General features: G+C 68.2%; 26 protein-coding genes and 2 pseudogenes. 14 read left to right on the top strand and 14 right to left on the bottom strand.

Annotated features, from left to right (window positions below):
* Positions 1 to 50 precede the first annotated feature (50 nt).
* A complete protein-coding gene (locus KBO27_RS04290) occupies positions 51 to 689 on the bottom strand; it encodes a DUF3043 domain-containing protein (protein WP_210968677.1) in 639 nt (212 codons plus the stop codon).
* 211 nt (positions 690 to 900) lie between these two features.
* On the opposite strand from KBO27_RS04290, the gene KBO27_RS04295 reads away from it, so the two are divergent.
* Positions 901 to 1,266, top strand: a complete 366-nt coding sequence (locus KBO27_RS04295) for a HesB/IscA family protein (protein ID WP_132620441.1) — start codon at positions 901 to 903, stop codon at positions 1,264 to 1,266.
* A 59-nt stretch (positions 1,267 to 1,325) separates the two neighbouring features.
* Here the strand turns inward: KBO27_RS04295 and KBO27_RS04300 are convergent, their stop codons facing one another.
* A complete protein-coding gene (locus KBO27_RS04300; RefSeq protein ID WP_132681380.1) occupies positions 1,326 to 1,541 on the bottom strand; it encodes an RNA-binding S4 domain-containing protein in 216 nt (71 codons plus the stop codon).
* A 154-nt stretch (positions 1,542 to 1,695) separates the two neighbouring features.
* On the opposite strand from KBO27_RS04300, the gene KBO27_RS04305 reads away from it, so the two are divergent.
* From KBO27_RS04305 to KBO27_RS04315, 3 genes are all read left to right on the top strand, one after another.
* A complete protein-coding gene (locus tag KBO27_RS04305; RefSeq protein ID WP_210969202.1) occupies positions 1,696 to 2,631 on the top strand; it encodes a carbohydrate kinase family protein in 936 nt (311 codons plus the stop codon).
* A gap of 145 nt (positions 2,632 to 2,776) precedes the next feature.
* Complete coding sequence (locus tag KBO27_RS04310) at positions 2,777 to 4,225, top strand: alpha-amylase (protein ID WP_210968678.1); 1,449 nt, start codon at positions 2,777 to 2,779, stop codon at positions 4,223 to 4,225.
* Positions 4,226 to 4,346: 121 nt separating this feature from the next.
* Positions 4,347 to 5,522, top strand: a complete 1,176-nt coding sequence (locus tag KBO27_RS04315; RefSeq protein ID WP_210968679.1) for a YncE family protein — start codon at positions 4,347 to 4,349, stop codon at positions 5,520 to 5,522.
* Positions 5,523 to 5,570: 48 nt separating this feature from the next.
* On the opposite strand, the gene KBO27_RS34500 is transcribed toward KBO27_RS04315, so the two are convergent.
* The 6 genes and pseudogenes from KBO27_RS34500 to KBO27_RS04340 form a co-directional block, all read right to left on the bottom strand.
* Positions 5,571 to 5,831, bottom strand: coding sequence for a hypothetical protein (locus KBO27_RS34500; RefSeq protein WP_307870284.1), 261 nt, complete (start codon positions 5,829 to 5,831; stop codon positions 5,571 to 5,573).
* A 91-nt stretch (positions 5,832 to 5,922) separates the two neighbouring features.
* A pseudogene (locus KBO27_RS34505) lies at positions 5,923 to 6,120 on the bottom strand (class I SAM-dependent methyltransferase); the annotation flags it as partial.
* Positions 6,121 to 6,380: 260 nt separating this feature from the next.
* Positions 6,381 to 7,274, bottom strand: a complete 894-nt coding sequence (gene mmuM / locus KBO27_RS04325) for a homocysteine S-methyltransferase (RefSeq protein WP_210968680.1) — start codon at positions 7,272 to 7,274, stop codon at positions 6,381 to 6,383.
* 125 nt (positions 7,275 to 7,399) lie between these two features.
* Positions 7,400 to 8,296 carry a sugar ABC transporter permease gene (locus tag KBO27_RS04330; RefSeq protein WP_210968681.1) on the bottom strand — a complete coding sequence of 299 codons (897 nt, stop codon included), beginning with the start codon at positions 8,294 to 8,296 and terminating at the stop codon, positions 7,400 to 7,402.
* Positions 8,296 to 9,213 carry a carbohydrate ABC transporter permease gene (locus KBO27_RS04335; RefSeq protein WP_210968682.1) on the bottom strand — a complete coding sequence of 306 codons (918 nt, stop codon included), beginning with the start codon at positions 9,211 to 9,213 and terminating at the stop codon, positions 8,296 to 8,298. The genes KBO27_RS04330 and KBO27_RS04335 overlap by 1 nt, the downstream gene beginning before the upstream one ends.
* A 2-nt stretch (positions 9,214 to 9,215) precedes the next feature.
* Positions 9,216 to 10,451, bottom strand: a complete 1,236-nt coding sequence (locus KBO27_RS04340; RefSeq protein ID WP_210968683.1) for an extracellular solute-binding protein — start codon at positions 10,449 to 10,451, stop codon at positions 9,216 to 9,218.
* A gap of 191 nt (positions 10,452 to 10,642) precedes the next feature.
* Between KBO27_RS04340 and KBO27_RS04345 the strand changes: the two genes are divergently transcribed.
* The 3 genes and pseudogenes from KBO27_RS04345 to KBO27_RS04355 form a co-directional block, all read left to right on the top strand.
* Positions 10,643 to 11,665: a LacI family DNA-binding transcriptional regulator gene (locus KBO27_RS04345; protein ID WP_210968684.1), complete on the top strand. Its 1,023-nt coding sequence runs from the start codon at positions 10,643 to 10,645 to the stop codon at positions 11,663 to 11,665.
* 71 nt (positions 11,666 to 11,736) lie between these two features.
* Complete coding sequence (locus tag KBO27_RS04350; RefSeq protein ID WP_210968685.1) at positions 11,737 to 13,293, top strand: glycoside hydrolase family 13 protein; 1,557 nt, start codon at positions 11,737 to 11,739, stop codon at positions 13,291 to 13,293.
* Between the two features lie 85 nt (positions 13,294 to 13,378).
* Positions 13,379 to 13,888 (top strand): annotated as a pseudogene (locus KBO27_RS04355) (M23 family metallopeptidase); the annotation flags it as partial.
* Positions 13,889 to 13,953: 65 nt separating this feature from the next.
* On the opposite strand, the gene KBO27_RS04360 reads toward KBO27_RS04355, so the two are convergent.
* The 3 genes from KBO27_RS04360 to asnB all read right to left on the bottom strand — a co-directional run bounded on the left by KBO27_RS04360 (position 13,954) and on the right by asnB (position 16,645).
* Positions 13,954 to 14,256: a helix-turn-helix domain-containing protein gene (locus KBO27_RS04360; RefSeq protein ID WP_307870232.1), complete on the bottom strand. Its 303-nt coding sequence runs from the start codon at positions 14,254 to 14,256 to the stop codon at positions 13,954 to 13,956.
* Between the two features lie 7 nt (positions 14,257 to 14,263).
* Positions 14,264 to 14,617 (bottom strand): type II toxin-antitoxin system RelE/ParE family toxin, encoded by a 354-nt coding sequence (locus tag KBO27_RS04365; protein ID WP_210968687.1) that lies wholly within the window; start codon positions 14,615 to 14,617, stop codon positions 14,264 to 14,266.
* Between the two features lie 99 nt (positions 14,618 to 14,716).
* Positions 14,717 to 16,645: an asparagine synthase (glutamine-hydrolyzing) gene (gene asnB, locus KBO27_RS04370; protein ID WP_210968688.1), complete on the bottom strand. Its 1,929-nt coding sequence runs from the start codon at positions 16,643 to 16,645 to the stop codon at positions 14,717 to 14,719.
* Positions 16,646 to 16,880: 235 nt separating this feature from the next.
* Here asnB and ctaC point away from each other — a divergent pair, with 235 nt between their 5' ends.
* The 3 genes from ctaC to KBO27_RS04385 all read left to right on the top strand — a co-directional run bounded on the left by ctaC (position 16,881) and on the right by KBO27_RS04385 (position 18,644).
* Positions 16,881 to 17,819 (top strand): aa3-type cytochrome oxidase subunit II, encoded by a 939-nt coding sequence (gene ctaC, locus KBO27_RS04375; protein ID WP_207918470.1) that lies wholly within the window; start codon positions 16,881 to 16,883, stop codon positions 17,817 to 17,819.
* A 42-nt stretch (positions 17,820 to 17,861) separates the two neighbouring features.
* Positions 17,862 to 18,260, top strand: coding sequence for a cytochrome c oxidase subunit 4 (locus KBO27_RS04380; protein WP_132672549.1), 399 nt, complete (start codon positions 17,862 to 17,864; stop codon positions 18,258 to 18,260).
* A gap of 99 nt (positions 18,261 to 18,359) precedes the next feature.
* Positions 18,360 to 18,644, top strand: a complete 285-nt coding sequence (locus tag KBO27_RS04385; protein WP_132672550.1) for an Lrp/AsnC family transcriptional regulator — start codon at positions 18,360 to 18,362, stop codon at positions 18,642 to 18,644.
* 199 nt (positions 18,645 to 18,843) lie between these two features.
* On the opposite strand, the gene trpD is transcribed toward KBO27_RS04385, so the two are convergent.
* From trpD to KBO27_RS04400, 3 genes are all read right to left on the bottom strand, one after another.
* A complete protein-coding gene (gene trpD, locus KBO27_RS04390; protein ID WP_210968689.1) occupies positions 18,844 to 19,878 on the bottom strand; it encodes an anthranilate phosphoribosyltransferase in 1,035 nt (344 codons plus the stop codon).
* Positions 19,879 to 20,073: 195 nt separating this feature from the next.
* Positions 20,074 to 20,481 (bottom strand): hypothetical protein, encoded by a 408-nt coding sequence (locus KBO27_RS04395; RefSeq protein WP_132672552.1) that lies wholly within the window; start codon positions 20,479 to 20,481, stop codon positions 20,074 to 20,076.
* A 119-nt stretch (positions 20,482 to 20,600) separates the two neighbouring features.
* On the bottom strand, positions 20,601 to 21,038 hold the full coding sequence (locus tag KBO27_RS04400) for a hypothetical protein (RefSeq protein ID WP_372448822.1): 438 nt from the start codon (positions 21,036 to 21,038) through the stop codon (positions 20,601 to 20,603).
* 86 nt (positions 21,039 to 21,124) lie between these two features.
* Between KBO27_RS04400 and ctaE the strand changes: the two genes are divergently transcribed.
* The 4 genes from ctaE (at position 21,125) to qcrB (ending at position 25,410) form a co-directional block, all read left to right on the top strand.
* A complete protein-coding gene (gene ctaE / locus KBO27_RS04405; protein WP_210968690.1) occupies positions 21,125 to 21,736 on the top strand; it encodes an aa3-type cytochrome oxidase subunit III in 612 nt (203 codons plus the stop codon).
* A gap of 88 nt (positions 21,737 to 21,824) precedes the next feature.
* Positions 21,825 to 22,631, top strand: coding sequence for a cytochrome bc1 complex diheme cytochrome c subunit (gene qcrC, locus KBO27_RS04410; RefSeq protein WP_210968691.1), 807 nt, complete (start codon positions 21,825 to 21,827; stop codon positions 22,629 to 22,631).
* Entirely contained in the window at positions 22,628 to 23,758 is a 1,131-nt protein-coding gene (gene qcrA, locus KBO27_RS04415) for a cytochrome bc1 complex Rieske iron-sulfur subunit (protein WP_132672555.1), read from the top strand. Before qcrC ends, qcrA begins: the two co-directional genes overlap by 4 nt.
* Entirely contained in the window at positions 23,755 to 25,410 is a 1,656-nt protein-coding gene (gene qcrB, locus KBO27_RS04420) for a cytochrome bc1 complex cytochrome b subunit (protein ID WP_210968692.1), read from the top strand. Before qcrA ends, qcrB begins: the two co-directional genes overlap by 4 nt.
* Positions 25,411 to 25,480: the final 70 nt, after the last annotated feature.

Below are 25,480 nucleotides of genomic sequence, written 5' to 3' on the forward strand. Positions count from 1 at the left end.
GAAAAAGCGCCTCGCTCACGATCGAGCGAGGCGCTATTCGAAGCTTCGGATCAGCTGATCTTGGCGATGTCCTTGGGGGTGTAGCGGGGGCGCGGGACGCGGAGCTTGCGGATCTGCATGGCGCGGGTGAAGGCGTACCAGCCCAGCGAGAACGGCCGGTCCTTGTGGTCCGGGAACTTGGCGCGGACCCGCTTGTTGACGTAGCGGCCCAGCAGCGTGCCCTCGACGACCATCATGATCAGCAGGGCCAGGCAGAACAGCGTCGCGTACTGCTGGATGAGCATGTTCTGCGCCAGCGTGGTGGCGAAGACGATCAGCACCAGCGGCATGAACAGGCCCATCAGGTGCCTGCGGGTGTCGACCAGGTCGCGGACGTGGGCGCGGACCGGGCCCTTGTCGCGCGGCATCAGGTAGCGGTCGTCGCCCTGCATCATGCGCTCGCGGCGCTCCGTGGCGGCCTTGCGGCGCTCGCCCTTGTTGCCCCGGGCGCGCTTGACCGCCTCGCGCTGCGTCATCGGGGGCGGCGGGACCGGGCCGCGCCGCCTGCCCTCGGCCTCGCGCCGCGAAGGCGTCGGCTTCCCCTTCTTGGGGGTGTGATTCTGCGCGCGCTCCTCCGCGGACTGCTCTGCGTCGTTTTCGGAGTCCGTGCTTGCGGTCTGCTCAGCGCTGCTGCGGCGAAGGAACCTCACCCCTCCAGGTTATTCGACGCGTCGAACGGGCTTGCAGGAGACCGTCCGGTTCGTCCTGCGCCTACCACGTCACACCAGTTCCGGCCGTGCTTGTGCCACCATGTAGGGAGGAGACAACAACGTCCCCGGGTTCGCCCGCGGGAATACCCCGGATCCGGTCGTGGTTGAACGTCACGCCGGAATCGGAGAGCGAGACCACGAGGGAGTGTCCATGACCGCCCCGAACACTGTTACCGAGACCGAGGCGCCTGCCCACGGTGTCACGCTGACCGACTCTGCTGCCCAGAAGGCCAAGGCCCTGCTGGACCAGGAGGGTCGCGACGACATGCACCTGCGCATCGCCGTGCAGCCGGGTGGCTGCGCCGGTCTGCGCTACCAGCTCTTCTTCGACGAGCGCAGCCTCGACGGCGACGCGCGCCGCGACTTCGAGGGCCTCGGCGTGGTCGTCGACCGGATGAGCGCCCCGTACGTGGAGGGCGCGGTCATCGACTTCGTCGACTCCATCGAGAAGCAGGGCTTCACGATCGACAACCCCAACGCCGGCGGATCGTGCGCCTGCGGCGACTCGTTCCACTGACGAGCAACCCGTTCTGACAACGAGGCCGGCACCCGCTCGGGTGCCGGCCTCGTTGCTGTTCAGGCCGCGCTGACGACGCGGACGATCTCGTCGTCGAGCACGATCTCGTCGCCGTCGACGAGCTGGCGGCCGCGGCGGGTCTCCACCGCGCCGTTGACCATGACCAGGCCCTCTTCCAGCACGTCCTTGGCTTCGGCACCGTGCTCGACCAGCCCGGACAGCTTGAGCAGCTGACCCAGCCGGATCATGTCGTCGGAGATCTCCACTTCGCGCATGCCCCCATTGTCTGCTGTCGCCCTCGATCACGGCGTGGGGGCAGGACCGGCGGTCGTCGAGAGCGCTACTCTCGAATTTCCGTCACCGTCCGTAGTGAATTGGAGGCGCGCTGTGTCAGTCGCAGTGACCGGAAGCATCGCCAGCGACCACCTGATGCACTTCCCCGGCAAGTTCACCGACCAGCTCGTCGCCGACAACCTGCAGCAGGTCTCGCTGAGCTTCCTCGTGGACGACCTGGTGGTGCGGCGGGGCGGTGCGGCGGCCAACATCGCCTTCGCGCTCGGAGTGCTCGGCAGACGTCCGGTGCTGGTGGGCGCGGTGGGCGAGGACTTCGCCGACTACCGGTCGTGGCTGGAGCGCAACGGGGTCGATTGCGCGGGAGTGCACGTCTCGGAGTACGCCCACACCGCGCGGTTCGTGTGCACCACCGACCAGGCCTTCAACCAGATCGCCTCCTTCTACGCGGGAGCGATGACCGAGGCCCGCAACATCGAACTCGCACCGGTCGTGGCCGCGCACGAGGTCGACCTGGTGCTGATCAGCCCGAACGACCCCAAGGCCATGCTCCGGCACGCCGATGAGTGCAGGCAGCGCGGCTACCGCTTCGCCAGCGACCCGTCGCAGCAGCTCGCGCGCCTGAGCGGCGACGAGATCCGCCGGATGGTCGAAGGTGCCGACTACCTGTTCACCAACCACTACGAGTGGGGCCTGCTGCTGCAGAAGACCGGTTGGAGCGAGGACGACGTGCGCGCCAAGGTCGGCGTCCGCATCACCACGCTCGGCGCCGACGGGGCGGAGATCGTCGAGCGGGACGGTCAGCGGCTGGAGGTGCCCGCCGTTCCCGAGGTGGCCCGCGCCGACCCGACGGGTGTCGGTGACGGCTTCCGCGCCGGTTTCCTCGCCGCCGTCGAGAGCGGCCTGTCGCTGGAGCGGGCCGCGCAGCTCGGCTCGCTGATCGCGGTGCACGTGCTGGAGGTGACCGGGACGCAGGAGTGGACCCTCGACCACGGCCGCGCCCGCAAGCGCTTCGCCGCGACCTACGGGGAGGACGCCGCGGCCGAGGTCGCCGCCGCGCTGCCGCTTGGATAGGACTCGCGATTCGCAATTCTTGCAAAAAATTGCGAAGTGTTATGGCTGGTAAATTGCTGGTTCCGTTGGCGTATTGACTTTACCTGCGCAAGAAAATGTGATCGTAGGCGTTCGCTCATCGCAGGAGATGCGAAGGAGAATGTCGATGCGATTAACGGTGCTAGCGCTGGCCGCGACCGTGGTCGGCACCGCCCTGGTGCCCGCCGCGTTCGGCCAGGAACGCGCTCCGGCGCCGGCCACAGCCCCCGTGGCCGGGCCGATCATCCAGATGTTCCAGTGGCCGTGGGACTCGGTCGCGAGTGAGTGCACCAACTTCCTGGGACCGAAGGGATTCGGCGCGGTCCAGGTGTCGCCGCCGCAGGAGCACATCGTGCTCCCCGAGGCCGGTCACCCCTGGTACCAGGACTACCAGCCGGTCAGCTACCAGCTCGAAACCCGCCGCGGGAACCGCGAGCAGTTCGCCAACATGGTCAAGACCTGCAACGACGCTGGCGTGCAGATCTACGCCGACGCCGTGGTCAACCACATGGCCGGTTCCGACGGCGACCACCCGGGCAGCGCGGGTTCGGAGTTCACCAAGTACGACTACCCCGGCACCTACTCGGACGCCGATTTCCACGACTGCCGCAGGGACATCGCCAACTACAACGACAAGTGGGAGGTCCGGAACTGCGAGCTCGTGGGGCTCGCCGACCTCAAGACCGAGAGCGACTGGGTTCGCCAGTCCGAGATCAAGTACCTCAACGACCTGATCAGCCTGGGCGTGTCCGGGTTCCGGGTCGACGGGGTCAAGCACATGCCGCCGGAGGACATCGGCGCGATCTTCGGCGGGCTCAACACCGTTCCCGGAACGGGCCAGAAGCCCTACGTGTTCCAGGAGGTCATCGCCGACTCCACCACCACGGCGGGGGAGTACGCGGGCAACGGTGACGTCACCGAGTTCGCCTACCAGGGCAAGGTCAGCGACGCGTTCAAGAACGGCTCGCTGGAGCAGCTCGACGGCTTCACCAACGAGATGCCGCTGCCCGCCGATCAGGCCGTGGTGTTCATCGACAACCACGACACCCAGCGCAGTTCGCCGACGCTGACCTACAAGGACGGCACGGCCTACGACCTGGCCGTGGGCTTCGAGCTCGCCTACCCCTACGGCACGCCGCAGCTGATCTCGAGCTTCGCCTTCGACAACTCCGAGCAGGGCCCGCCCGCGGAGGCCGACGGCACGACCAAGCCCGCGAGCTGCGACGACCCGGCGTGGGTGTGCGAGCACCGGCGGCCGATCATCGCCGGGATGACCGGGTTCCACAACGCGGTCCAGGGCGCCTCGCTCACCGACTGGTGGGACAACGGTGGCGGTCAGATCGCGTTCGGCCGTCAGGACAAGGGCTTCGTGGCGATCAACCGCGAAGGAGGGGAGCTCTCGCAGACCTTCCAGACCTCGCTGCCCGCGGGCAGCTACTGCGACGTGATGTCCGGTGAGCTCTCGAACGGCGCCTGCACCGGCCAGACCGTCGAGGTCGGTGAGGACGGGAAGTTCACCGCGACGGTGGCCCCGAACTCCGGTGTCGCGCTGCACGCCGGAGCCAAGCTCGGCTGATCGACGCCCGGCACGTGGGCTGTTCGGATGCATTTGCCGAACTCCTGCGTGCCGGGCATATCCGAATTGATCTCATGTTCGTTGGGGGGTTGATCCCACGTGGGCAGGAAGGGCGATTCGGATGCGACACAGGATTTGGGCGGTAGGCGCGGCGGCGCTCATCGCGCTCGCGGCGGTACCGGCCTCCGCGACCGCTGACGAGCGGCGCGACGTGATGTTCGTCGGCAACAACTGGGACGGCACCGTCGACCTGCTCGACGCCGCCGACTTCGACAAGTACCAGCGCATCAACGTGGTCCCGGACCTCGACCAGCGGGTGCGCGAGATGACCCCGGACCAGCACGCGGCCATGCTGATCATCCGCGAAACCGCGGGCGAGGGACACGACCAGCTGGTCGACGACATCGCGGTCTCCCCGGACGGCAAGACGATGTACGTCTCGCGGCCCAGCCTCGGCGACGTGGCCGCCTACGAGATCGCCACCGGCGAGCAGGTCTGGCGCACCCCGGTCGAGGGCTACCGGTCCGACCACATGGCGCTGTCCCCGGACGGCACCGAACTGGCGGTCTCGGCGACCACCGCCAACATCGTGCAGCTGCTCAACCCCGCCGACGGCTCTGTCACCGGCAGCTTCCCGACCGGTGACTTCCCGCACGAGAACCGCTACTCCGCCGACGGGAAGACGCTGTACAACGCCACCATCGGCCGCGTGGTCATGCCCGACGACCCGGCGCTGGACGGCCTCAAGGGCAAGCGGCAGCTGACCATCGTGGACGCCGAGACCCAGCAGGTGCGCGACACCATCGACTTCGGCGTCGGCATCCGCCCGTTCCTGGTGACCCCCGACGGCAAGACGATGTACGCGCAGCTGTCGTTCCACAACGGCTTCGTCGAGTACAGCCTCGAGGAGAAGCGGGTCACCCGCACCGTGCACCTGCCGCTGTCCGAGGACGCGCAGCAGATGAAGCGCGAGGACTACCCGCTGGACTCCGCGCACCACGGCCTCAGCGCCAACGCCGACGGCACCAAGCTCTGCGACGCGGGCACGATCTCGGACTACGCGGCCATCGTGTCGGTCCCGTCGCTGACCACCGACGCCATCGTGCCGGTCGGCAAGAAGCCGTACTGGGCCGCGACCAGCCCCAACGGCCAGTACTGCTTCCTGTCCAACAGCGACAGCGACGACATCTCGGTGGTCGACTTCAACGGCACCGAGGAGACGGCCCGCATCCCCGTCGGCGACCACCCGCAGCGAGTCCGCGGCTACGCGGTCCCCACCTCGGTCCTGCACGGCTGAGCGCGCGAGGGGTGGAAGTGCCGGCCGGGACTACTTCCACCCCCGCCCTCATGCCCGGGTGGCGAGCGCGATCACGCGGCGGTGCCCGGTGCTGAGGGCGTCGCCGTCCTCGCCCCGGAACGAGAGGTCGGTGAAACCCGCCTGATGCAGCCAATCGCGCAGCTCCGGCGCGGTGAACATGCGCACCGCGTGGGGGATGCGGCGAACCTGCCCGTCCCGGACCACCACCCGCTCGACGATCGAGCGCATGGTCAGCGGGTCCAGGCGGTGGTGGTCGATCATCATGTCGTCGCCGACCTCGTGCACCACCTGAGCCCGGTCGGGTGAGCAGTTCGACGACGTTGTTCAGCTCCACCACGAACCTCCCGCCCGGCCGCAGCGCGCGATGGACCTCCGAGAGCACCCGGCGGTTCCCGGCGTCGGAGAAGTAGCCGAAGGCGGTGAACCAGTTCAGCACCGCGTCGAAGCGCTCCTGCCAGGGGAGCGCTCGCATGTCCCCGTCGACGTAGGTGACCTCCACGCCGAGCTCGGCGGCATCCGCGCGGGCGCGTCGCAGGAACGTGGCGGAGCTGTCCAAGCCGGTGACCCGGCAGCCCATCGCGGCCAGCCGGTTGGACAGCCTGCCGTGCCGCAGGCCAGGTCCAGGGCCTCATCACCCGGTGAGACGCCGAGCAGCTGCCGCACGAACTCCGACTCGGCCCGGGTGCGCTCGTCGATCAGCGGGCCGTAGAAGTGCAGGTAGTCCTCGTCGAACGGGCCCTCGGCGTCGAATTCCGGCTCGGCGTCGGTGCTTTCGCCATCGCTCATGACGACCACGGTGCCCAACGCCGCAGCGGAGCACCACCGTTTTTCGCCCGGTCAGCTCTCCGGGTCGAGGAGGGCTTCCGCGACTGCGGTGATGTCTTCGGGGCGCACTCGGCAGCAGCCGCCGACGAGCATCGCGCCGGCTGCGCGCCACTGGCGGGCCTGGCGCGGGGACAGGCGGGGATCGCCGGTCCAGGCGTGGTGCTCGGCGTCCCACCCCTCGCCGCTGTTGGGGTAGGCGACGAGCGGCTTTTCCGTTGCGGCTCGAGCGGTTTCGAGGGCGGGCAGGACGTCCTCGGGATTCGAGCAGTTGATGCCGATCGCGTGGATCGCGTCGGACCCGGCCAGGGCGAAGGCGTCGGCGAGCGGTTGCCCGGCGCGGGTGCGGTCGCCGTCGACGGTGAACGACAGCCACGCCGGCACCCCCAGTCCGGCGACGGCTTCCACCAGGACCTCGGCTTCCTCGACGTCCGGGATGGTCTCCAGCGCGAGGATGTCGGGGGCCGCGTCGGCCAGCGTCTCCAAGCGCGGCACGTGGAACTCCCGCAGCTCGTGCTTGGTCAGCCCGTAGTCGCCCCGGTATTCGGAGCCGTCGGCGAGGGTCGCGCCGTACGGACCGATGGAGGCCGCGACCCACCGGTGCTCGCCGGGCTCGACCTCACCCGCCAGCCGCGCCAGCTCGACGCTGCGGCGCAGCAGCCGCTCGGCTCCGGCGCGGTCGAGACCGCGCTCGGCGAAGCCCTCGTACGACGCCTGGTAGCTGGCGGTGGTGGCGATGTCGGCGCCCGCCCGGTAGAACGCGGCGTGCGCGGCGACGATCTCCTCCGGGGCGTCGGCCAGCAGGCGTGCTGACCACAGCGCGTCGGCGAGCTCGTGCCCCATCGCCTCCAGCTCCGTGGCTAACCCGCCGTCGAGCACCAGCGGCCGATCGACCCTGAATCCCTGCATGCCGTCCAGCGTAGTGGTGTTCCGGAGGGCGGACCCCCTCGAAACCCGGCGTGGGGAGATCCGAATTTCGCGCGAAATTCGACCCCGGAACTTCGGACTCGAATTTCGCGCGAAATTCGAACGGCTCAGCCCTTCACGCTGCCCGCCGCCAGCCCGGAGACCAGGAAGCGCTGCACGGCGTAGAACACGATCACCGCCGGGATCGCCACCAGCACCGACGCCGCCGCGAGGTGACCCCACTCCGCCCGGTTCTGCTGGACGAAGACCTGCAGACCGACCGCGAGGGTCTTGGACTCGTCGGCCGCGGACAGGAACGCCGAGGCGAAGGCGACCTCGCTCCAGGCGACGATGAACGAGTAGAAGCCGGTCACCGCCAGACCCGGGCGGGCCAGCGGCAGCACCAGCCGCCAGAACACGCCGAGCGGCGAGAGCCCGTCGACCCGCCCGGCCTCGTCGATGTCGGCCGGGATGCCGTCGAAGTAGCCCTTGAGCATGAACGTGCAGAACGGGATCGCCGTGCTGCAGTAGACCAGCACCAACCCCAGCGCGCTGCCCTGCAACCCCAGCTTGAGCAGGATGTTGTACAGCGGCACGATCAGCACCGCGAACGGGAACATCTGCACGACCAGGAACGACAGCAGCAGCCAGTGCCTGCCGGGGAACCGGAACCGGCTCAGCGCGTAGGCGGTGGTCGCCGCCAGCAGCACGCCGAGCACGGTGGTCAGCGCCGCGATCAGCACCGAGTTGCCGAACCACGCCAGGAACGAGCCCTTCGCACCGCTGAGCACGTCGGTGTAGTTGTCCACGCTGGAGTCGTTGAACAGCGACGGCGTCGCCTCGATCGCCTTCGCGTCCGGTTTGAACGACACCACCACGACCCAGAACACCGGGAACACCGCGATCAGCGACGCGATGACCAGCGCGCCGTGCAACCCGATGCTCGCCAGGGTCGAGCGGCGGCCCCGACCGCGCGGTCGCGCGGCGGCCGAGGACGCCCGAAGGGACGCTGCGTCGATGCTCATCACAGCTCCTCACCCTGCCGCGCCATCGCGCGGCGGTAGATCGCGGCGAAGACCAGCAGCACCGACAGGATCAGCACGCCGTAGGTGGAAGCGATCGCGTAATCCCTGGTGGCGCCGGAGAAGAACCGCTCGAAGGCGTAGGTCACCAGAATCCGGGTGTGCGGGTTGTTGCCGGTGATCAGGTAGATGACCGGGAACATGTTGAACGTCCAGATCACCCCGAGCAGCACCACGCTGCTCGACACCGGGCGCAGCCCCGGCATCGTCACGTTGACGAACCGCTGCCAGGGCGTGGCCCCGTCCATCTCGGCGGCCTCGTAGAGGTCCGGCGGGATGGCCTGCAGCCCGCCGAGCAGGGCGACCATCATGAACGGCACGCCCAGCCACACGTTGACCACGATCACCGACACCAGCGCCAGGTCCGACTGCCCGAGCCACACCTGACCGGCCAGCCCCAGGGCCTCCAACACCCAGTTGATCAGGCCGTAGTCGGCGTTGAGCAGGTACCGCCAGGCGAAGGCGCTGATGAACACCGGCACCGCCCACGGCAGGATCAGCAGCACCCGGTACAGCCCGCGCCCGCGCATCCGCCGGTTGAGCAGCATCGCCAGGCCCAGGCCGATGCCGTAGTGGCAGACCACGCACGCGAAGGTCCAGATCACGGTGCGCACCAGCGTCGCCCAGAACGACCCGAACGCCGCCGAGCCGGACAGCACGTTGAGGTAGTTGTCCCACCCGACGAAGGAGTAGCGCGCCTCGCGGTCCAGGACCGGGTTGGCGATGTTGGTGTCGTTGATGTCGGTGAACCCGAAGTACACGCCCTGCAGCAGCGGCAGCACGACCAGCAGCGCGAGGACCGCGACCACCGGCAGCACCATCGCGTAGCCGAACCAGTACCGGGCTAGGAAGTTCCGCATGCTCAGCGCTTCGCGTAGTCGGTGAGGATCGTGGTCTGGTAGGTCTGCGCCAGCTCGTCCAGCGCGGCCTGGGTCTGCTTGCGGCCGGACAGGACGTCGCCGTAGGCGGTCTGCAGCGGCTCCAGCAGCTCGCTGTTCTGCGGGATCCACGCGCGGCTGTGCGTGGTCGCGGCCAGCGGGCGGAACGCGGTGACGATCGGGTTGGCCGCCACCGCCGGGTCGTCGTAGGCGGACTTGCGGGTGGGCAGCAGACCCAGCTCCGCGGCGACCTTCGCCTGGCCGGCGGTGCTGCTCATGCAGGCGACGAACTTCTGCGAGGCCTCGGTCGCGTCGCTGCCCTGCCGGATCACGTAGTCGTGGCCGCCCACCGGCGACGGGGTCGCCGAGCCGGGAACCGGTGCGATGCCCAGGTTGGCGGGGTCGGCGAACTCCGGGGAGGCGGTGAACTCCGAGACGGCCCACGGGCCGTCGATGACCATGGCGGCCTCGCCGGTGGTGAACGCGGTCTTCATGCTGGTGTAGGAGTTGGGCTGGTCGAGCGAGGTGCGGGCGGCCTTGGCGTCGAGCAGGTCCTTGGCGACCTGCACGCCGCGCACGGTCTCCGGGGAGTTGACGGTGATCATCCGGGCGTCGGAGTTCACCAGGTCACCGCCGTGGGTGTAGATGAACGGCAGCGCGTAGTACTCGTCGTTGTTGAGGAACAGCGCGTTCTCGCCGCCCAGCTTCGGGGCGATGGCCTTGAGCTCGTCCCAGTTCTGCGGTGGTTTCACCCCTGCGGCGTCGAGCTTGCGCTTGTTGTAGAACAGCGCGAGCGCGTCGGTGACCTGCGGGACCGCGTAGGTCTTGCCCTCGAACCTGGTGGATTCCAGCGTGTTCGGCAGGAAGTCGTCGGTGCCTGCGGTCAGCGGCGTCCCGGAGAGGTCCTGGATGAGGCCGGCCTGCGCGAGCTGCGAGACCCAGCCGACGTCGGCGCGCAGCACGTCCGGGCCCTGCCCGCCTTGCGCCGCGGTCTTGTAGTTGTTCAGCGCCTGGTCGAAGGCCACCGTCTCCACTCGCACCCGGTAGCCGCCGGTGCGACCGCACTCCTGGGCGAGTTCGCTGAACACCGCGCTTTCCGCCGATCCGCTGGTGTCCCAGTACACGACCTGGTTCGCGTCGCCTGCCGAACCGCCGCACCCGGTGAGGGTGAGGGCTCCGACCAGGCCCAGGGCAGCGGTGACCGTGGCCTTGGGTCTCATTTCCAGACCTCCCGTTGTGCAAATTTTTGCAACCGACTGGCGTTTGATTGCATACCCAGAATGTGATGCCCGTCAAGGTGTTCGAGCAGAAATGGACAGATTCCGGCAAGCGGCAATGGATCTTCATTGCAAATTGTTGCTACGCCGTGCAGTATCGTGTCGAGAACCATCGGAGTGGGAGGAGTTCGGCGTTGGCGGGTCTGGCCGAGATCGCGGAAGCGGCCGGGGTGAGCGTGTCCACGGTGAGCCGCGTGCTCAACCGCAAGTCCGGCATCGCCGAGGAGACCCGGCAGCGCGTGCTCGACGTGCTCAACCAGCTGCCGCACACCGCCCGGGGCGTCGGCGCCCTGCGGCGCACGGGAGTGATCGGCCTGCTGGTGCCGGAGCTGTCCAACCCGGTGTTCCCCGCCTTCGCCGAGGCGCTGGAAAGCCGTGCCTCGCAAGCGGGTTACGCCTCGCTGCTGTGCAACACGCGCGCGGCGATGAGCGAGCGGGAATACGTCCAGATGCTCCAGGCGCGCGGGGTCGAGGGCATGATCTTCGTGTCGCCGGAGATCGCCAACCCCGACAACGACGAGCGCCGCACCCGCGGCTACTACGAGAAGCTGGCGCGCGAGGGCGTCCGGATGGTGTTCGTCAACGGCGGCGCCCCGAGCCTGGACGTCCCCGACATCACCGTCGACGAGCACCTGGCCGGCCACACCGCCGCCCGGCACCTGCTGGAGCTGGGACATCGCCGCATCGGCTTCGTCAGCGGGCCGTCGCGCGCGCTGCCGTCCCGGCTCAAGCGCGCGGGCTGGGCCGCGGCCCTGGAGGAGGCCGGCGTCGAACCGGCCGCCGAACTCGTCGCGCACGGCTCGTTCTCCGCCAAAGGCGGTGCCGAGGCGATGTCCCGGCTGCTCGACGGTCCGCAGCCCACGGCGGTGCTGTGCTCGTCGGACGTGATGGCGCTGGGCGCGATGGGCGAGGCCAAGAGGCGCGCGCTGAGCACTCCGGAGGACATCTCGGTGGTCGGCTTCGACGACATCCCGCTGGCCGCCTACTGCCAACCGGCGCTGACGACCCTGGCCCAACCCATCCGCGACATGGCCGCCGCGGCCGTCGACGAGCTCTTGCGGCAGCTCGACCCCGACGGCGACGAGCACGGCTCGACCAGCTTCAGCCGCATGTTCCGGCCCAGCCTGATCGTCCGGGAGTCCACTCGGGAGCGTTGACGCAGGTCCGAACTGCGCGTGATCGAAGTCGGTTCAGACCAGAACCGCCCGCACTCCGGAAAGGGAGCAGCATGTCTTGGTGGCGTGACGCCGTGGTGTACCAGATCTACGTGCGCAGCTTCGCCGACAGCGACGGCGACGGGATCGGCGACCTCGCGGGAGTGCGGGAGCGGCTGCCGCACCTCGTGGAGCTGGGCGTCGACGCGATCTGGCTGACCCCGTTCTACCCCTCGCCGATGGCCGACGGCGGCTACGACGTCGCCGACTACTGCGGCGTCGACCCGCTCTTCGGCGACCTCGACGACTTCGACGCCCTGCTCGCCCAGGCCCACGACGCCGGTCTGCGGGTGCTGGTCGACGTCGTCCCGAACCACACCTCCGACCAGCACGCGTGGTTCGCCGAAGCCCTGGCCGCCGAGCCGGGTTCGGCCGAACGCGACCGCTACCTGTTCCGCGAGGGACGCGGCGACGAACCGCCGAACGACTGGGAATCGATCTTCGGCGGACCGGCCTGGACCCGGCTGCCCGACGGGCAGTGGTACCTGCACCTGTTCGCGCCCGAACAGCCCGACCTCAACTGGCGGAACCCGCAGGTGCGCGCGGACTTCCGCAAGGTGCTCAAGTTCTGGCTGGACCGCGGCGTCGACGGGTTCCGCATCGACGTCGCGCACGGCATGATCAAGCACCCCGACCTGCCCGACACCGGTCGCAGCGAGCAGATCTCCCTGCTGGGGAAGGGAGAGCTGCCGTACTTCGACCAGGACGAGGTGCACGAGGTCTACCGCGACTGGCGCGCGCTGCTCGACTCCTACTCCGGCGGGCGGATCGGCGTCGCCGAAGCCTGGGCGTCCACCCAGGAGCGGCTGGCCCGCTACGTCCGGCCCGACGAGCTGCACCAGGCGTTCAACTTCGCGCTGCTGGAGGCGTCCTGGTCGGCGGCGGAGTTCGGGAAGGTCGTCACCGAATCCCTGGCCACCACCGCTCAAGTCGGCGCGACCACCACGTGGGTGCTGGGCAACCACGACGTCCAGCGCCCGGTGACCCGCTACGGTGATGGCGAGCTCGGCCTGTCGCGCGCCCGCGCGGCGGCGCTGTTCAGCTTCGCCCTGCCCGGCTCGGTTTACGTCCACCAGGGCGAGGAGCTGGGACTGCGCGAGGTGCTGGACCTGCCCGACGAGGTCCGCCAGGACCCGATCTGGACCCGGTCCGGCGGCACCGACGTCGGCCGCGACGGCTGCCGCGTGCCGTTGCCGTGGTCCGGTGACGAGCCGCCGTTCGGCTTCGGTCCCGGCGGGAGCTGGCTCCCCGTTCCGGGGGAGTGGGCGTCGTCCACGGTGGAGGCCCAGCGCACCACCCCGGGTTCGGTGCTGCGGCTGTACCGCTCGGCGCTGGCGCTGCGCCGCGAACTGGCCGTCCTCGGCGACGGGGACCTGTCCTGGCTGGACGCTCCGGAGCAGGTGCTGGCGTTCGCCCGCGAGCCGGGTTTCGCGTGCGCCACCAACTTCGGCGAGACCCCGGTCAGCCTCGACCTCCCCGGTGACCTGCTGCTCCGCAGCGACGGCGCCGAGGTCTGGACGGGAGAGCTGCCGCCGTCCACGACCGTCTGGCTCGTGGACGGGAAGAATTAACCAAGAATCGTCCTAGTGGGTCTATTTCTGCCCGAAGGACCGTGGTCGCATGTCAGTCACCAACGACACGGAGGTGACTCGCATGATGCGACGATTAGCAACGACCATGGCAGCGGCGGCGCTGTCCGTCGTCGCCGTGGTCGGTTCCCAGGCGCCGGCGTCCGCCGCGCCGAACTTCCAGGTGCCCTTCAAGTGCGGCGTCGAGGTCACGGCCGCCACCTTCAGCGGGCACAGCCCGGCCAACTCGGTCGACTTCCAGCGCAAGGGCATCACCGGCATGGCCGTCCTCGCTTCCGCCGGAGGCACCGTGACCAGGTCGGAGAACGAGGGCGACACCAGCTACGGCCGGTGGGTCGAACTCGACCACGGCAACGGCTGGCGCACCCGCTACGCCCACCTGTCCAGCCAGGCCGTCTCGGTCGGCGAGAAGGTGTCGGCAGGCGGCAAGATCGGCGAGGCCGGTGCCACCGGTGGAGTCACCGGCCCCCACCTGCACTACGAGCAGATCCTCGACGGCGCCGACCGCAGGGTCGTCCTCAACGGCAAAGCCGTCCCGTACTACGACCACACCCCCTTCACCAGCAAGAACAACTGCTGACTTCCCCTGGGGCATGACAACGGCCGGTCCACCTCCAGCGAGGTGGACCGGCCGATTTTCAGTCACGCGCTAGCGGCGGAATCGCTCTGGTCGAAGCGCACGACCAGCTCGACGCCCAACGCGTGCGCGAGCCGATCGAGAATCGGGATGGTCGGGACCGTGCCGCCGGCTTCGAAGCGGGCCACCGCGGGCTGGGACATCCCGGCGGCATCGGCGAGCTGGCTCTGCGTCCAAGACCGTTCTTCGCGCAGCTCGCGCGTGGCCTTGCCGAGTTCGTACGCGATTCGGGTCGCTTCGTAGGCCTCGGCGGCGCCCGGTTCCTGCGTGCGGCGCTCGCGCAGAGACTCCCAATCCGTTCTGGCCACTGTCCCCTCACTCCCCAACATGCTCATCCACCGTGTGCACGTCGTCCAAGCACTGGCGAAACGCTCGCCAGGCCCGTTCGATCTCCCGTGACTCCCGCATTCTGGTCTTGCGGAACGCGGTGAGCAGGATGATCCGCCTGCCAGATGCGATCCAGTAAGTGATCCGCACTGCGTCGCCGTCCAGGTGAAACCTGAGTTCCCGCAGCTTGCCGCGAAGTTGTTTTGTGTATGGCTCGCTGAGTAATGGTCCGTGCTGGGCTAGAAGATCGATGTAGAAGGCCGCTGCGTGGAAGTGCGCAGTGGTGAGCCCTTCCAGCCACCTTCGAACTTCCGGCTCGAGTTCCACGGTACCCCAGTTCATACCATAGATGGTATAGCTGGCTTTGTTTCACCATCGGGCGACATGAGAACGGCCGGTCCACCTCCAGCGAGGTGAACCGGCCGTTGTGCGGGTCCGTGGTCAGAGGCGCACGGGGTAGTGGGGTTCCGGGACCTCGGGGGAGAGGCGGCCCTCGATGAAGATGGCGTGCCAGAGCATGAAGACCAGCAGCGCCCAGAGGCGGCGGCTGTGGTCGAGGACGCCGGAGCGGTGCTCCTCCAGCAGCTGCAGGATCGCGCGGCGGTCCAGCAGGTGATCGGTCTGGGACTGCTGGATGATGTTGCGCGCCCAGTCGTGCATCTCGTCCTTGAGCCAGAGCCGGATCGGCACCGGGAAACCGAGCTTGCGCCGGTTGAGCACGTGCGCCGGGACGACCTGGTACAGCGCCTGGCGCAGCGCGTACTTGGTGGTCTCGCTGGTGATCTTCTGCTCCAGCGGCACCGTGCTGGCCACCCGGAAGACCTCGTTGTCGAGGAACGGGACCCGCAGCTCCAGCGAGTTGGCCATGGTCACCTTGTCGGCCTTGACCAGGATGTCGCCGCGCAGCCACGTGAACAGGTCCACGTGCTGCATCCGCGTCACCGGGTCCCAGTCCTTCGACAGGCTGTACGGGCCACCGGTGACGTCCTTGTGCGACACGCCCGGGTCGAAGGCGCGCATGATGTTGCGCAGCTGGTCGTCCCGGAAGATGCGCGCGTTGCCGTAGTAGCGCTCCTCCAGGTCCAGCGAACCGCGGCGCAGCAGGTCCTTGCCGCGCACGCCCTCCGGGATGCGGCTGGAGACCTTGCCCATCGCCTTGCGCAGCGCGCCCGGCACCTTCTCGAACGGCGCCAGCGACAGCGGCTCGCGGTAGATCGTGTAGCCGCCGAACAGCTCGTCGGCGCCCTCGCCGGAGAGCACCACCTTCACGTGCTGGCGGGCCTCGCGGGCGATGAACCACAGCGGGACCAGCGCCGGGTCGGCCACCGGGTCGTCGAGGTACCAGATGATCAGCGGCAGCGCCTCCATCATCTCCTCGGCGGAGACGGTGCGGACCACGTGCTTGACGCCGATCGCCGCGGCCGACTCGGCGGCCACGTCCACCTCCGAGTAGCCCTGCCGCTCGAAACCGGTGGTGAAGGTGATCAGGTTCGGGTTGTGCTCCTTGGCCAGCGCCGCGATCGCCGTCGAGTCGATGCCGCCCGACAGGAACGAGCCGACCGTCACATCCGCTCGCATGTGCTTGGCGACCGAGTCGCGCATCACATCGACGATCTCGTTCTGCAGCCGCCGCACGTCGGCGTCGGTGTTGGCCGGGCGCGGCCGGAAGTTCGGCTGGAAGTACCGCTCGGTCACCAGCTGCCCGCCCGGTGAGACGGTGAACGAGGTCCCCGACTCGATGCGGCGGATCTGCCGGTGCAGCGACTCGGGCTCCGGCACGTACTGGAGCACGAAGTAGTGCTGCAGCGCCTTGTGGTCGAGCTCCTCGCCGATCTTGAGCGTGTTGGCCAGGCTGAGCAGGCTCTTCTTCTCGCTGGCGAAGGCCGTGCCACCGGGTCCGGTGGCGTAGAACAGCGGCTTGATGCCGAACGGGTCGCGCGCGCCGTAGACCACCTTGCGCTCGCTGTCCCAGATCATGAACGCGAACATGCCCCGCAGCCGGCCGACCGACCGCGGGCCCATGTAGTGGTACGCGGCGACGATGACCTCGGTGTCGCCGTCGGTGCCGAAGCGGGCGCCGTACTGCTCGATGAGCTCGGCGCGCAGCTCCAGGTAGTTGTAGATCTCACCGTTGAACGTGATGGTGTAGCGCCGCGGGTTCTCCGGCGGACCCCAGGTCAACGGCTGGTGGGAGTGCTCAAGGTCGATGATGGACAGCCGGTTGAAGCCGAGGACGACCTCACCGCCCTGCCACGTGTCGCTCTCGTCCGGTCCCCGGTGTCGTTGACAGGGCAGCGCGTTGGCCACGGCGTTCACGCTGTAACCGGCAGATTCTTCAGTGGGACAGATGAGTCCAAGCAGGCCGCACACGCGTCTCGTGCACCTCTCCGAGTCGGGGGGAAAAGGCTGGCTCCAGTATGCAGAACCTCAGCCCGCGCGCTGCACGCGCGTGGTGCGCGAGCGATCGACGCCCCCGGAGCAGTATCGCGGCTACACCTGGGCTAGGCTCTGCCCAGGATTCCGGCGGCGGATCTGCGGTTGCCTGCGGGCGAGCGGGGATCGACCAAGCCGCTTCGGTGAGTTTTGCACGAGGAGGCGTCGCGCAGTGGGCCTGAAGGAGGGGACCCGAGTGCCACGGCTGGTCAAGGTCGCTGGTCTGATCGGCCTGGTTGGTGTCGCGGCCACTGGCTGCACGACCGACGAGGTCCTGCGGTTCGGATGGCCAGAGGGTGTCACCCCGCAGGCCGAGGCGATGCGGAACCTGTGGACCTGGTCGGTGATCGCAGCACTCGCGGTCGGTGTGTTGGTGTGGGGACTGATCTTCTGGTCGGTCGCTTTCCACCGCAAGAAGAAGAACGACGAGGAACTGCCGCGTCAGTTCCAGTACAACCTGCCGCTCGAGCTCATCTACACGGCGATTCCGTTCGTGCTGGTGGTCGTGCTGTTCTACTTCACGGCGGTCACGCAGAACACGGTTCTGGCCAAGCCGGCGAAGCCGGACCAGACCGTGAACGTGATCTCGTTCCAGTGGAACTGGGAGTTCAACTACCCCGGTTACAAGACGCCGGACGGGCAGCCGGTGCGCACCGTCGGCAGCAGCAGCGAGATCCCGCTGCTGGTCGTGCCGGTCGGGCAGCGCGTCGAGTACCACATCAGGTCCACCGATGTGATCCACTCGTTCTTCGTCCCGGAGTGGCACTTCAAGCGGGACACCTTCCCGTACCCGGAGAAGAACAACCAGGACAACGTCTTCCAGAACACCGTTGAGCGGGAAGGCTCGTTCGTGGGCCGGTGCGCCGAGCTGTGCGGCACCTACCACGCGATGATGAACTTCGAGGTCCGGGCGCTGTCGCCGGACAAGTTCGACCGGTACATGCAGCTGCGCACCCAGGTGAACCCGCAGACCGGGCAGACCTACACCGCTGCCGAGGCCCTCGGCGCGATGAACTGCGGTGAGCTGTGCACGCCGCACGCGGTGACCGGTGTTCCGTTCAACACCGACCGCACCGGTGGCGTGCCCTCCGGCATCGGGACGAACAGCTAGGGGTGCCCTCGACAGGGCGTACGGCGTGAGAGCGAGGACTCCATGAAGGTCGAATCGAAGATCTTCAACATCATCACCGTTTTCTTCTTCCTGTCCGCAGTCGTCTACGGCGTCTGGGCCAAGGAGCCGGTGGGCACCGTGGCGCTGGTCCTGGTCGGCGGTCTGTCCTTGATCATCGGCAGCTACTTCTCCTTCGTGGCTCGCCGGATCGAGGAGCGTCCCGAGGACAACCCGGACGCGGAGATCAGCGACGGTGCTGGTGAGCTGGGCTTCTTCAGCCCGGGCAGCTACTGGCCGGTCGGCCTGGCCGCCGGTGCGGCGTTCGCGGGCATCGCCCTGGCGTTCTTCCACGTCTGGATGATCGTGCTCGCGGTCGGCTTCCTGCTGATCATGGTCGCCGGGCTGGTGTTCGAGTACCACACCGGTCAGAGCAGCCACTGACGCAAGAGAACGTGAAAGGCCCCTCGGTCGCGACCGAGGGGCCTTTTCGCATCTAGGATCTCGTTCGACGAACAACCACGCAGCAGGAGGTTCTCCCTCGTGATCACGGCCATCGTGCTGATCCAGACCGCCGCCGACCGCCTCGCCGAAGCGGCTCAGGAGATCGCCGACATCGACGGCGTCGACGAGGTCTACTCCTGCGCGGGTGATGTCGACCTGATCGCGATGCTCCGCGTCGCCAAGCACGAGCACCTCGCGGACATCGTCCCCGGCAAGATCAACAAGGTCGCCGGCGTCCAGGACACCGACACCCACATCGCCTTCCGCTCCTACTCCCGCAGGGACACAGAAGCAGCCTTCTCCATCGGTCTCGAGGAGGAGTGATTCGTGGTTTCTTTGCTTGGCGGTGCAGGTGGGGGAACCTGAGCGGCTCCGTGGTCTCCGCGCGCCACTCCTGATGTATGTCCAATACACGGCGTCGCGGCGTGCTCGCCACGAAGCCGCTCAGAACCCCCGGGGGTGCCAGTTGCTCAGGTGGTTGCACTGAGAAAGCGACTTCGTCGCTTGCCTGACGGTTGGGCCTTCAGCGGAGTTCTGCGCAGAGGGTTGTCCAGCGGTCCAGGAGGGCTGCTGCGGCGCCTGAGTCGATGGCTTCGGCCACTCGGGTCAGGCCGGCCTCGAACTGCGTCTGCAGGTCCGTTCCGGGGCCGTCGTAGGCGACGCAGGCTCCGGCCGCGTTGAGCAGGACCGCGTCGCGGACCGGGCCGGTGGCGCCGGCCAGGAGGTCGCGGACGACCTCGGCGTTGTCCTTCGCGTCGCCGCCCTGCAGATCTTCCGGGCGGCTGCGGGCGATGCCGAAGTCCTGCGGGTCCAGCGCGTCCTCGCGGACCATGCCGTCGTTGACCACCCAGAGCGTGCTGGCGGCCGTGGTGGTGATCTCGTCCATGCCGTCGTCGCCGCGCACCACCAGCGCCGCGTTGCCGCGCGCCGCGAACACCTCGGCGACCACCGGTGCCATCCGTCGGTCCGCGCAGCCGATCAGGCCCGCGGCCGGTCGGGCCGGGTTGGTCAGCGGGCCCAGCACGTTGAACGCGGTCGGGATGCCGATCTCGCGCCGCGGGGCTCCGGCGTGTTTGAACGCGGGGTGGAACACCGGCGCGAAGCAGAAGCCGATGCCGACCTCCTCCACGCAGCGCGCCACGGCGGCCGGCGGCAGGTCGATCGCCACGCCGAGCTCTTCGAGCACGTCGGCCGTGCCGCACTTCGACGAGGCCGCGCGGTTGCCGTGCTTGACCACGGTCACCCCGGACGCGGCCAGCACGATCGAGGCCATGGTGGAGATGTTCACGCTGCCGCTGCGGTCACCGCCGGTGCCGACGATGTCCACCGCGCGCTGGGTGATGTCCAGCGTGCGGGCGTGCTGGAGCATCGCGTCGGCCATGCCGCGCACCTCGGCGGACGTCTCACCCTTGGCCCGCAGCGCCACCACGAAGCCCGCCACCTGGGCCGGTGTCGCCTCGCCCGACATGATCAGGTCCATGGCCCAGGCGGTGTCCTCCGCGGACAGGTCCGTACCCGCGACCAGGCTGCCCAGCAGCCCTGCCCAACTTCCCGCCATGGTTCCCACGATCTACTCCGTCGGTTCGGCTGTCCAAGGAAAACTATCGTGCCGCCGCGCACGCCTCCTGATCTGCCCGATATGGCATGGATCGCAGGCACCGACCGGATCTCAGCGGAAACCGGAACGCGGAATTCCGCTGAGGCCCGGTCGGTGCCTGCGCAGACCGAGTCGCCCTCGCGGGCGAGGCGAGGATCAGGCCGGGACGGGCTTGCCCTGGGTGCGCAGGACCTCGGCGACGGTCTCGGCGGAGGCCAGCGGGTCCAGCGGGTGCACCAGGACCGCGTCCGCCTGCGACCAGGTGGCGAGCCATCGATCGTCCTTGCGGCGGACGGCCACGACCACCGGCGGGCACTGGGTGATCTCGTTCTTGAGCTGCCGGGACACGCCCATGCCACCGGTCGGCTGCGCTTCGCCGTCGAGGATCAGCAGGTCGACCTTGCCCGCGTCGACCTCGCTGAGGACGTCGGCGACGGTGCTCGCCTCGGTGTAGTGCAGCCGGTCCAGATCGGGTGCCGGGCGTCGCCCGACGGCGTTGATGATCGCCTCCCGGACCTCGGCGCGGTGGCTGAACACGAGAACGTTCGTTGTTGCGGTGCTCATCACTGGCTCCTCGGCGAGCTTGCGGACACCCGCACCCGATCTGCGCAGCACGGGGCATTAACAGGTCCGAATGCTAGCCGCCCGAGCGGGTGTGACAGTAGCCACCCGGCCGGATTCGATCATTCCGCCCTCGGCTGCAGGGCGTCCCAGCCGAAGGTCTCACCGCCGTGCCGTTGCGCCAGACCGGCCATCCGGGAGGTCTCCTGTGAGCAATGCAACGCATCCAATCGCTGCACACGGAGCGCTACCAACGGGGTCAAACCGGACACGCTGAGGTCATCTCCGCGGCCTCCGGTGCGCAAGGTCCACTCATCCGAGGCCAGCAAGGCCCTCGCGGTGTCGACCACGTCACCGGGAAGTGCCAGGTGGTGGCGCAGCACCGCGGGGTCGTCCGGGTTCCAGTCCGCGGCCCTGGCCAGTGCCGTCGACGCGGCCTCGGTGTCGTCGTAGGACCACACCACCACCTGCAGTCCGGGGTCATCGATGCTGATCACGGGCTTGTCGCGGTCGGTCCGGCGGAGTCCCAGCGCGGCCAGAGCGGACCGAAGAGTTTTCACGTTGAGTTACCTCCAGATCGCAATCCGATCACCTCGCGGTCGTAGGGGAGGACCCGAGAGCGCGAGGGGAAAAGCTGCAAGACATAATGCGTCGCGTGACAACGGCAGCGCCCTCAATCAGTCAACGCGTGCACTCGCTGAACCGACCCAACATGGTCAGCGTCGGCACCATCGTTTGGTTGGCCAGCGAGCTGATGTTCTTCGCTGGACTCTTCGCCATGTTCTTCACGGTGAAGGCGCAGAACGAGGGCGCGTGGCCACCACCGCCCACTCACCTGAACCTCCCGTATGCCCTCCCGTTCACGGTCATCCTGGTGGCGTCTTCGTTCACCTGCCAGTGGGGCGTGTTCGCGGCGGAGCGGGGTGACGTCTTCGGTCTCCGCCGGTGGTACGTGATCACGCTGATCATGGGCACGGTCTTCGTGCTCGGGCAGGCCGGTGAGTACTACCAGTTGGTCACCGAGCACGCGACCACGATCGCGTCGTCGGCCTACGGAACGGTCTTCTACATGACGACCGGCTTCCACGGGCTGCACGTCATCGGCGGACTGGTCGCGTTCGTCTTCCTGATCATCCGGACGAAGCTCAGCAAGTTCACGCCGGCTCAAGCCATCGCAGCGATCGTCGTGTCGTACTACTGGCACTTCGTGGACATCGTGTGGATCGGCCTCTTCGCCGTGATCTACCTCGTCCCGTGATCGCTCCTCCAGCGAGGAACCTCGATCGCCTGGCACGAACGAGGCCGAAACGAACACCCCGAACCGGACAGCAAGGGTTGCCGCACTCATGACCACCACTAAGAAACGGAACCGCGCGGGCTCGAAGCTCAAGCGGCGGATCTCCGGTGTACTGGCGCTGGGCATCGCGTTGGTGGGTGCCGGTGGGCTGTACACCGTCCTGACTCCCGAGCCGCAGACCGCGCACGCCGCAGCGGACCCGGCATTGGTGAGGCAGGGCGAGCAGCTCTACAACAACGCCTGCATCAGCTGCCACGGATCCAACCTGCAGGGCGTGCAGGACCGTGGACCCAGCCTGACGGGCGTTGGCGAAGCCGCAGTGCACTTCCAGGTCTCCACCGGCCGCATGCCGATGGTCCGCCAGGAAGCTCAGGCGACGCGCAAGCCGCCGAAGTTCACCCCGGAGGAGATCGACGCGCTGGGCGCGTACGTGCAGACCTACGGCGGTGGGCCGGAGGCCCAGAAGCAGTCCGGCCAGGCGCTGCAGGGCGGCGACCCCTCGCGCGGCGGCGAGCTCTACCGCCTGAACTGCTCGTCCTGCCACAACTTCACCGGACGAGGCATCGCGATGTCCTCCGGCAAGTTCGCGCCGAACCTGGACCAGGCGACCGAGCAGGACATCTACCACGCGATGCTCACCGGGCCGCAGAACATGCCCAAGTTCTCGGATCGGCAGCTCACGCCGGAAGAGAAGAAAGACATCATCGCCTACGTCAAGTCCGTCACCAACGGCAACAACAACCCGGGCGGCAACTCCCTCGGCGGCTACGGCCCCGGACCGGAAACGGTGATCGCCTGGGTCGTCGGACTCGGAGCGCTGATCGGCCTCACCCTGTGGATCGGAGCCAGGGCATGAGTGAGCAAGAGAACAAGGACTACACCGAGGCCGAGCTGGCCGAGATGAGCCGCGACGAGAAGATGCGGCTCGGTCTGGCCCTCGACGACGTCGAGCTGGTCGAATACCGGGACAACTTCCCGGTCAGCGGGACCCGCGCCGAGCGACGTGCCGAGCGCAACGTCGCCGCCTGGTTCGTGCTGGCCGGCCTGTCCGCGCTGGCCTTCATCGCGGTGTTCATCTTCTGGCCGTGGGGCTACCAGCCCTCGACCGATCCGACCGCGCACTTCATCTACTCGCTGTACAACCCGCTGATCGGTTTCTTCCTCGGCCTGTCGATCCTGGCCGTGGGCATCGGTGTCGTGCAGTACCAGAAGAAGTTCATCCCGCACGAGGTCGCGGTGCAGCAGCGCCACGACGGCCACGGGTCCAGCGAGGTCGACCGGCAGACGACGGCCGCGATCCTGGCCGACGCCGGCAACCGCAGCGGCATCGCCCGCCGCAAGATGATCACGCGCACCGCCGGCTTCGGCCTGGGTGCCTTCGGCCTCGGCGCCGGCGTGTTCGCCCTCGGCGGCATGGTGCGCAACCCCTGGGCCGAAGAGGGCCAGGAGTCGCTGCTGCACACCGGCTGGATGCCGGAGCACCCCGGCGAGAAGATCTACCTGCGTCGCGACACCGGCAACCCGCACGACGTCTCGTTGCTGCGGCCCGAGGACATCGACGCCGGTGGCTTCGAGACCGTCTTCCCGTTCCGGGAAGCCTGGCGGCACGACGAGCACGAGCTGATCACCTCGATGCGCAAGGGCGACGCGCCGGTCATGCTGATCCGGCTCCGCCCCGGCAGCAAGCCGGTCAAGCGCAAGGGGCAGGAAGACTTCAACTACGGCGACTACTACGCCTACTCGAAGATCTGCACCCACCTGGGCTGCCCGACGTCGCTGTTCGAGCAGCAGACCGGCCGCCTGCTCTGCCCGTGCCACCAGTCGCAGTTCGACGTGGTCAACACCTATGCGAAGCCGGTGTTCGGCCCGGCCACGCGTGCCCTGCCCCAGCTGCCGATCACGGTGGACGAGGACGGCTACTTCGTGGCGAAAGGCGACTTCATCGAGCCCGTCGGTCCGGCGTACTGGGAGCGTAAGTCATGAGTTCGATCACCACGCCCACGAAGGGAGAGAGCAAGCTGTACGGCAAAGTCGCGCACGCGGCCGACGAGCTGGACACGCGCTACCGCTTGGCTCCCGGCATGCGGCGGCAGCTGAACAAGGTCTTCCCGACGCACTGGTCGTTCCTGCTCGGCGAGATCGCGCTCTACACGTTCATCCTGCTGCTGATCACGGGCACGTACCTGGCCTTCTTCTTCGACCCCTCCATGCAGGAGGTCGAGTACCAGGGCCTGTACACCAACCTGCGCGGCGTGGAGATGTCGCGGGCGTTCGAGAGCACGCTGGACATCTCCTTCGAGGTTCGCGGCGGTCTGTTCGCCCGTCAGCTGCACCACTGGGCGGCGCTGCTGTTCATGGCGTCGATGGTGGCGCACATGCTGCGCATCTTCTTCACCGGTGCCTTCCGGCGCCCGCGTGAGACGAACTGGATGATCGGCGTCACGCTGTTCATCCTGGGCATGTTCGAGGGCTTCACCGGCTACTCGCTGCCGGACGACCTGCTGTCCGGTACCGGTGTCCGCATCGCCTCCGGCATCACCATGTCGGTCCCGGTGCTCGGCACCTGGGTGCACTGGATCCTGTTCGGCGCCGAGTTCCCCGGCACCGACCTGATCCCGCGGTTCTACCTGTTCCACGTGTTCCTGCTGCCGGGTCTGATCCTGGGTCTGGTCGCGGCGCACCTGGCGCTGGTCTGGTACCAGAAGCACACCCAGTTCCCGGGCGTGAAGCGCACCGAGCGCAACGTGGTCGGCGTCCGGATCATGCCGGTGTTCGCGGTCAAGGCCGGTGCCTTCTTCGCGATGGTCGTCGGCGTCTGCGCGATCATGGCCGGTGTCTTCCAGATCAACCCGATCTGGAACCTGGGCCCGTACATCGCCTCGCAGATCTCCGCCGCGTCGCAGCCCGACTGGTACATGATCTGGACGGACGGTTCGTCGCGTCTGTGGCCGGCCTGGGAGGTCTACCTGGGACCGTTCACGATCCCGGCGCCGTTCTTCCCGACCGCGCTGTTCATGGGCATGATCTTCACGGTGGCGATCATGTACCCGGCCATCGAGCGCAAGCTCAGCGGCGACAACGCGCACCACAACCTGCTGCAGCGTCCGCGCGACAACCCGGTACGCACCTCGCTGGGTGCCATGGCGCTGACGTTCTTCATGGTGCTGATGATCTCCGGTACCAACGACATCATCGCCTTCGAGTTCAACATCTCGCTGAACGCGATGACCTGGGCCGGCCGCATCGGCCTGCTGGTGGCGCCGCCGATCGCCTACTGGATCACCTACCGGATGTGCCTGGGTCTCCAGCACAGCGACCGGGAGGTGCTCGACCACGGCGTCGAGACCGGCATCATCAAGCGGCTCCCGCACGGTGAGTTCATCGAGGTCCACCAGCCGCTCGGCCCGGTGGACGACCACGGCCACCCGGAGGCGCTGCCCTACCAGGGCGCTCCGGTGCCGAAGAAGATGAACCAGCTGGGCGCCGCCGGTCACCCGGTCGAGGGCAGCCTGCTGAAGCCCGACCCGGTCGAGGAGACCGCCGCGCTGGAGCAGGCCCGTCACGACGACGCGGTCCGCGAAGCCGAGGAGCGCACGCAGCTGACCGCCGGCAAGCCTTCGCAGCCGACGGAATAAGCACCGAAGCCGACACGGCCCGGTACCCCGAGCGGGTGCCGGGCCGTGTCGCGTTCCCGGCGCGGGTTCG

Source organism: Saccharopolyspora endophytica (assembly GCF_018070075.1).
In the GTDB taxonomy this organism is placed as follows: Bacteria; Actinomycetota; Actinomycetes; order Mycobacteriales; family Pseudonocardiaceae; genus Saccharopolyspora; species Saccharopolyspora endophytica.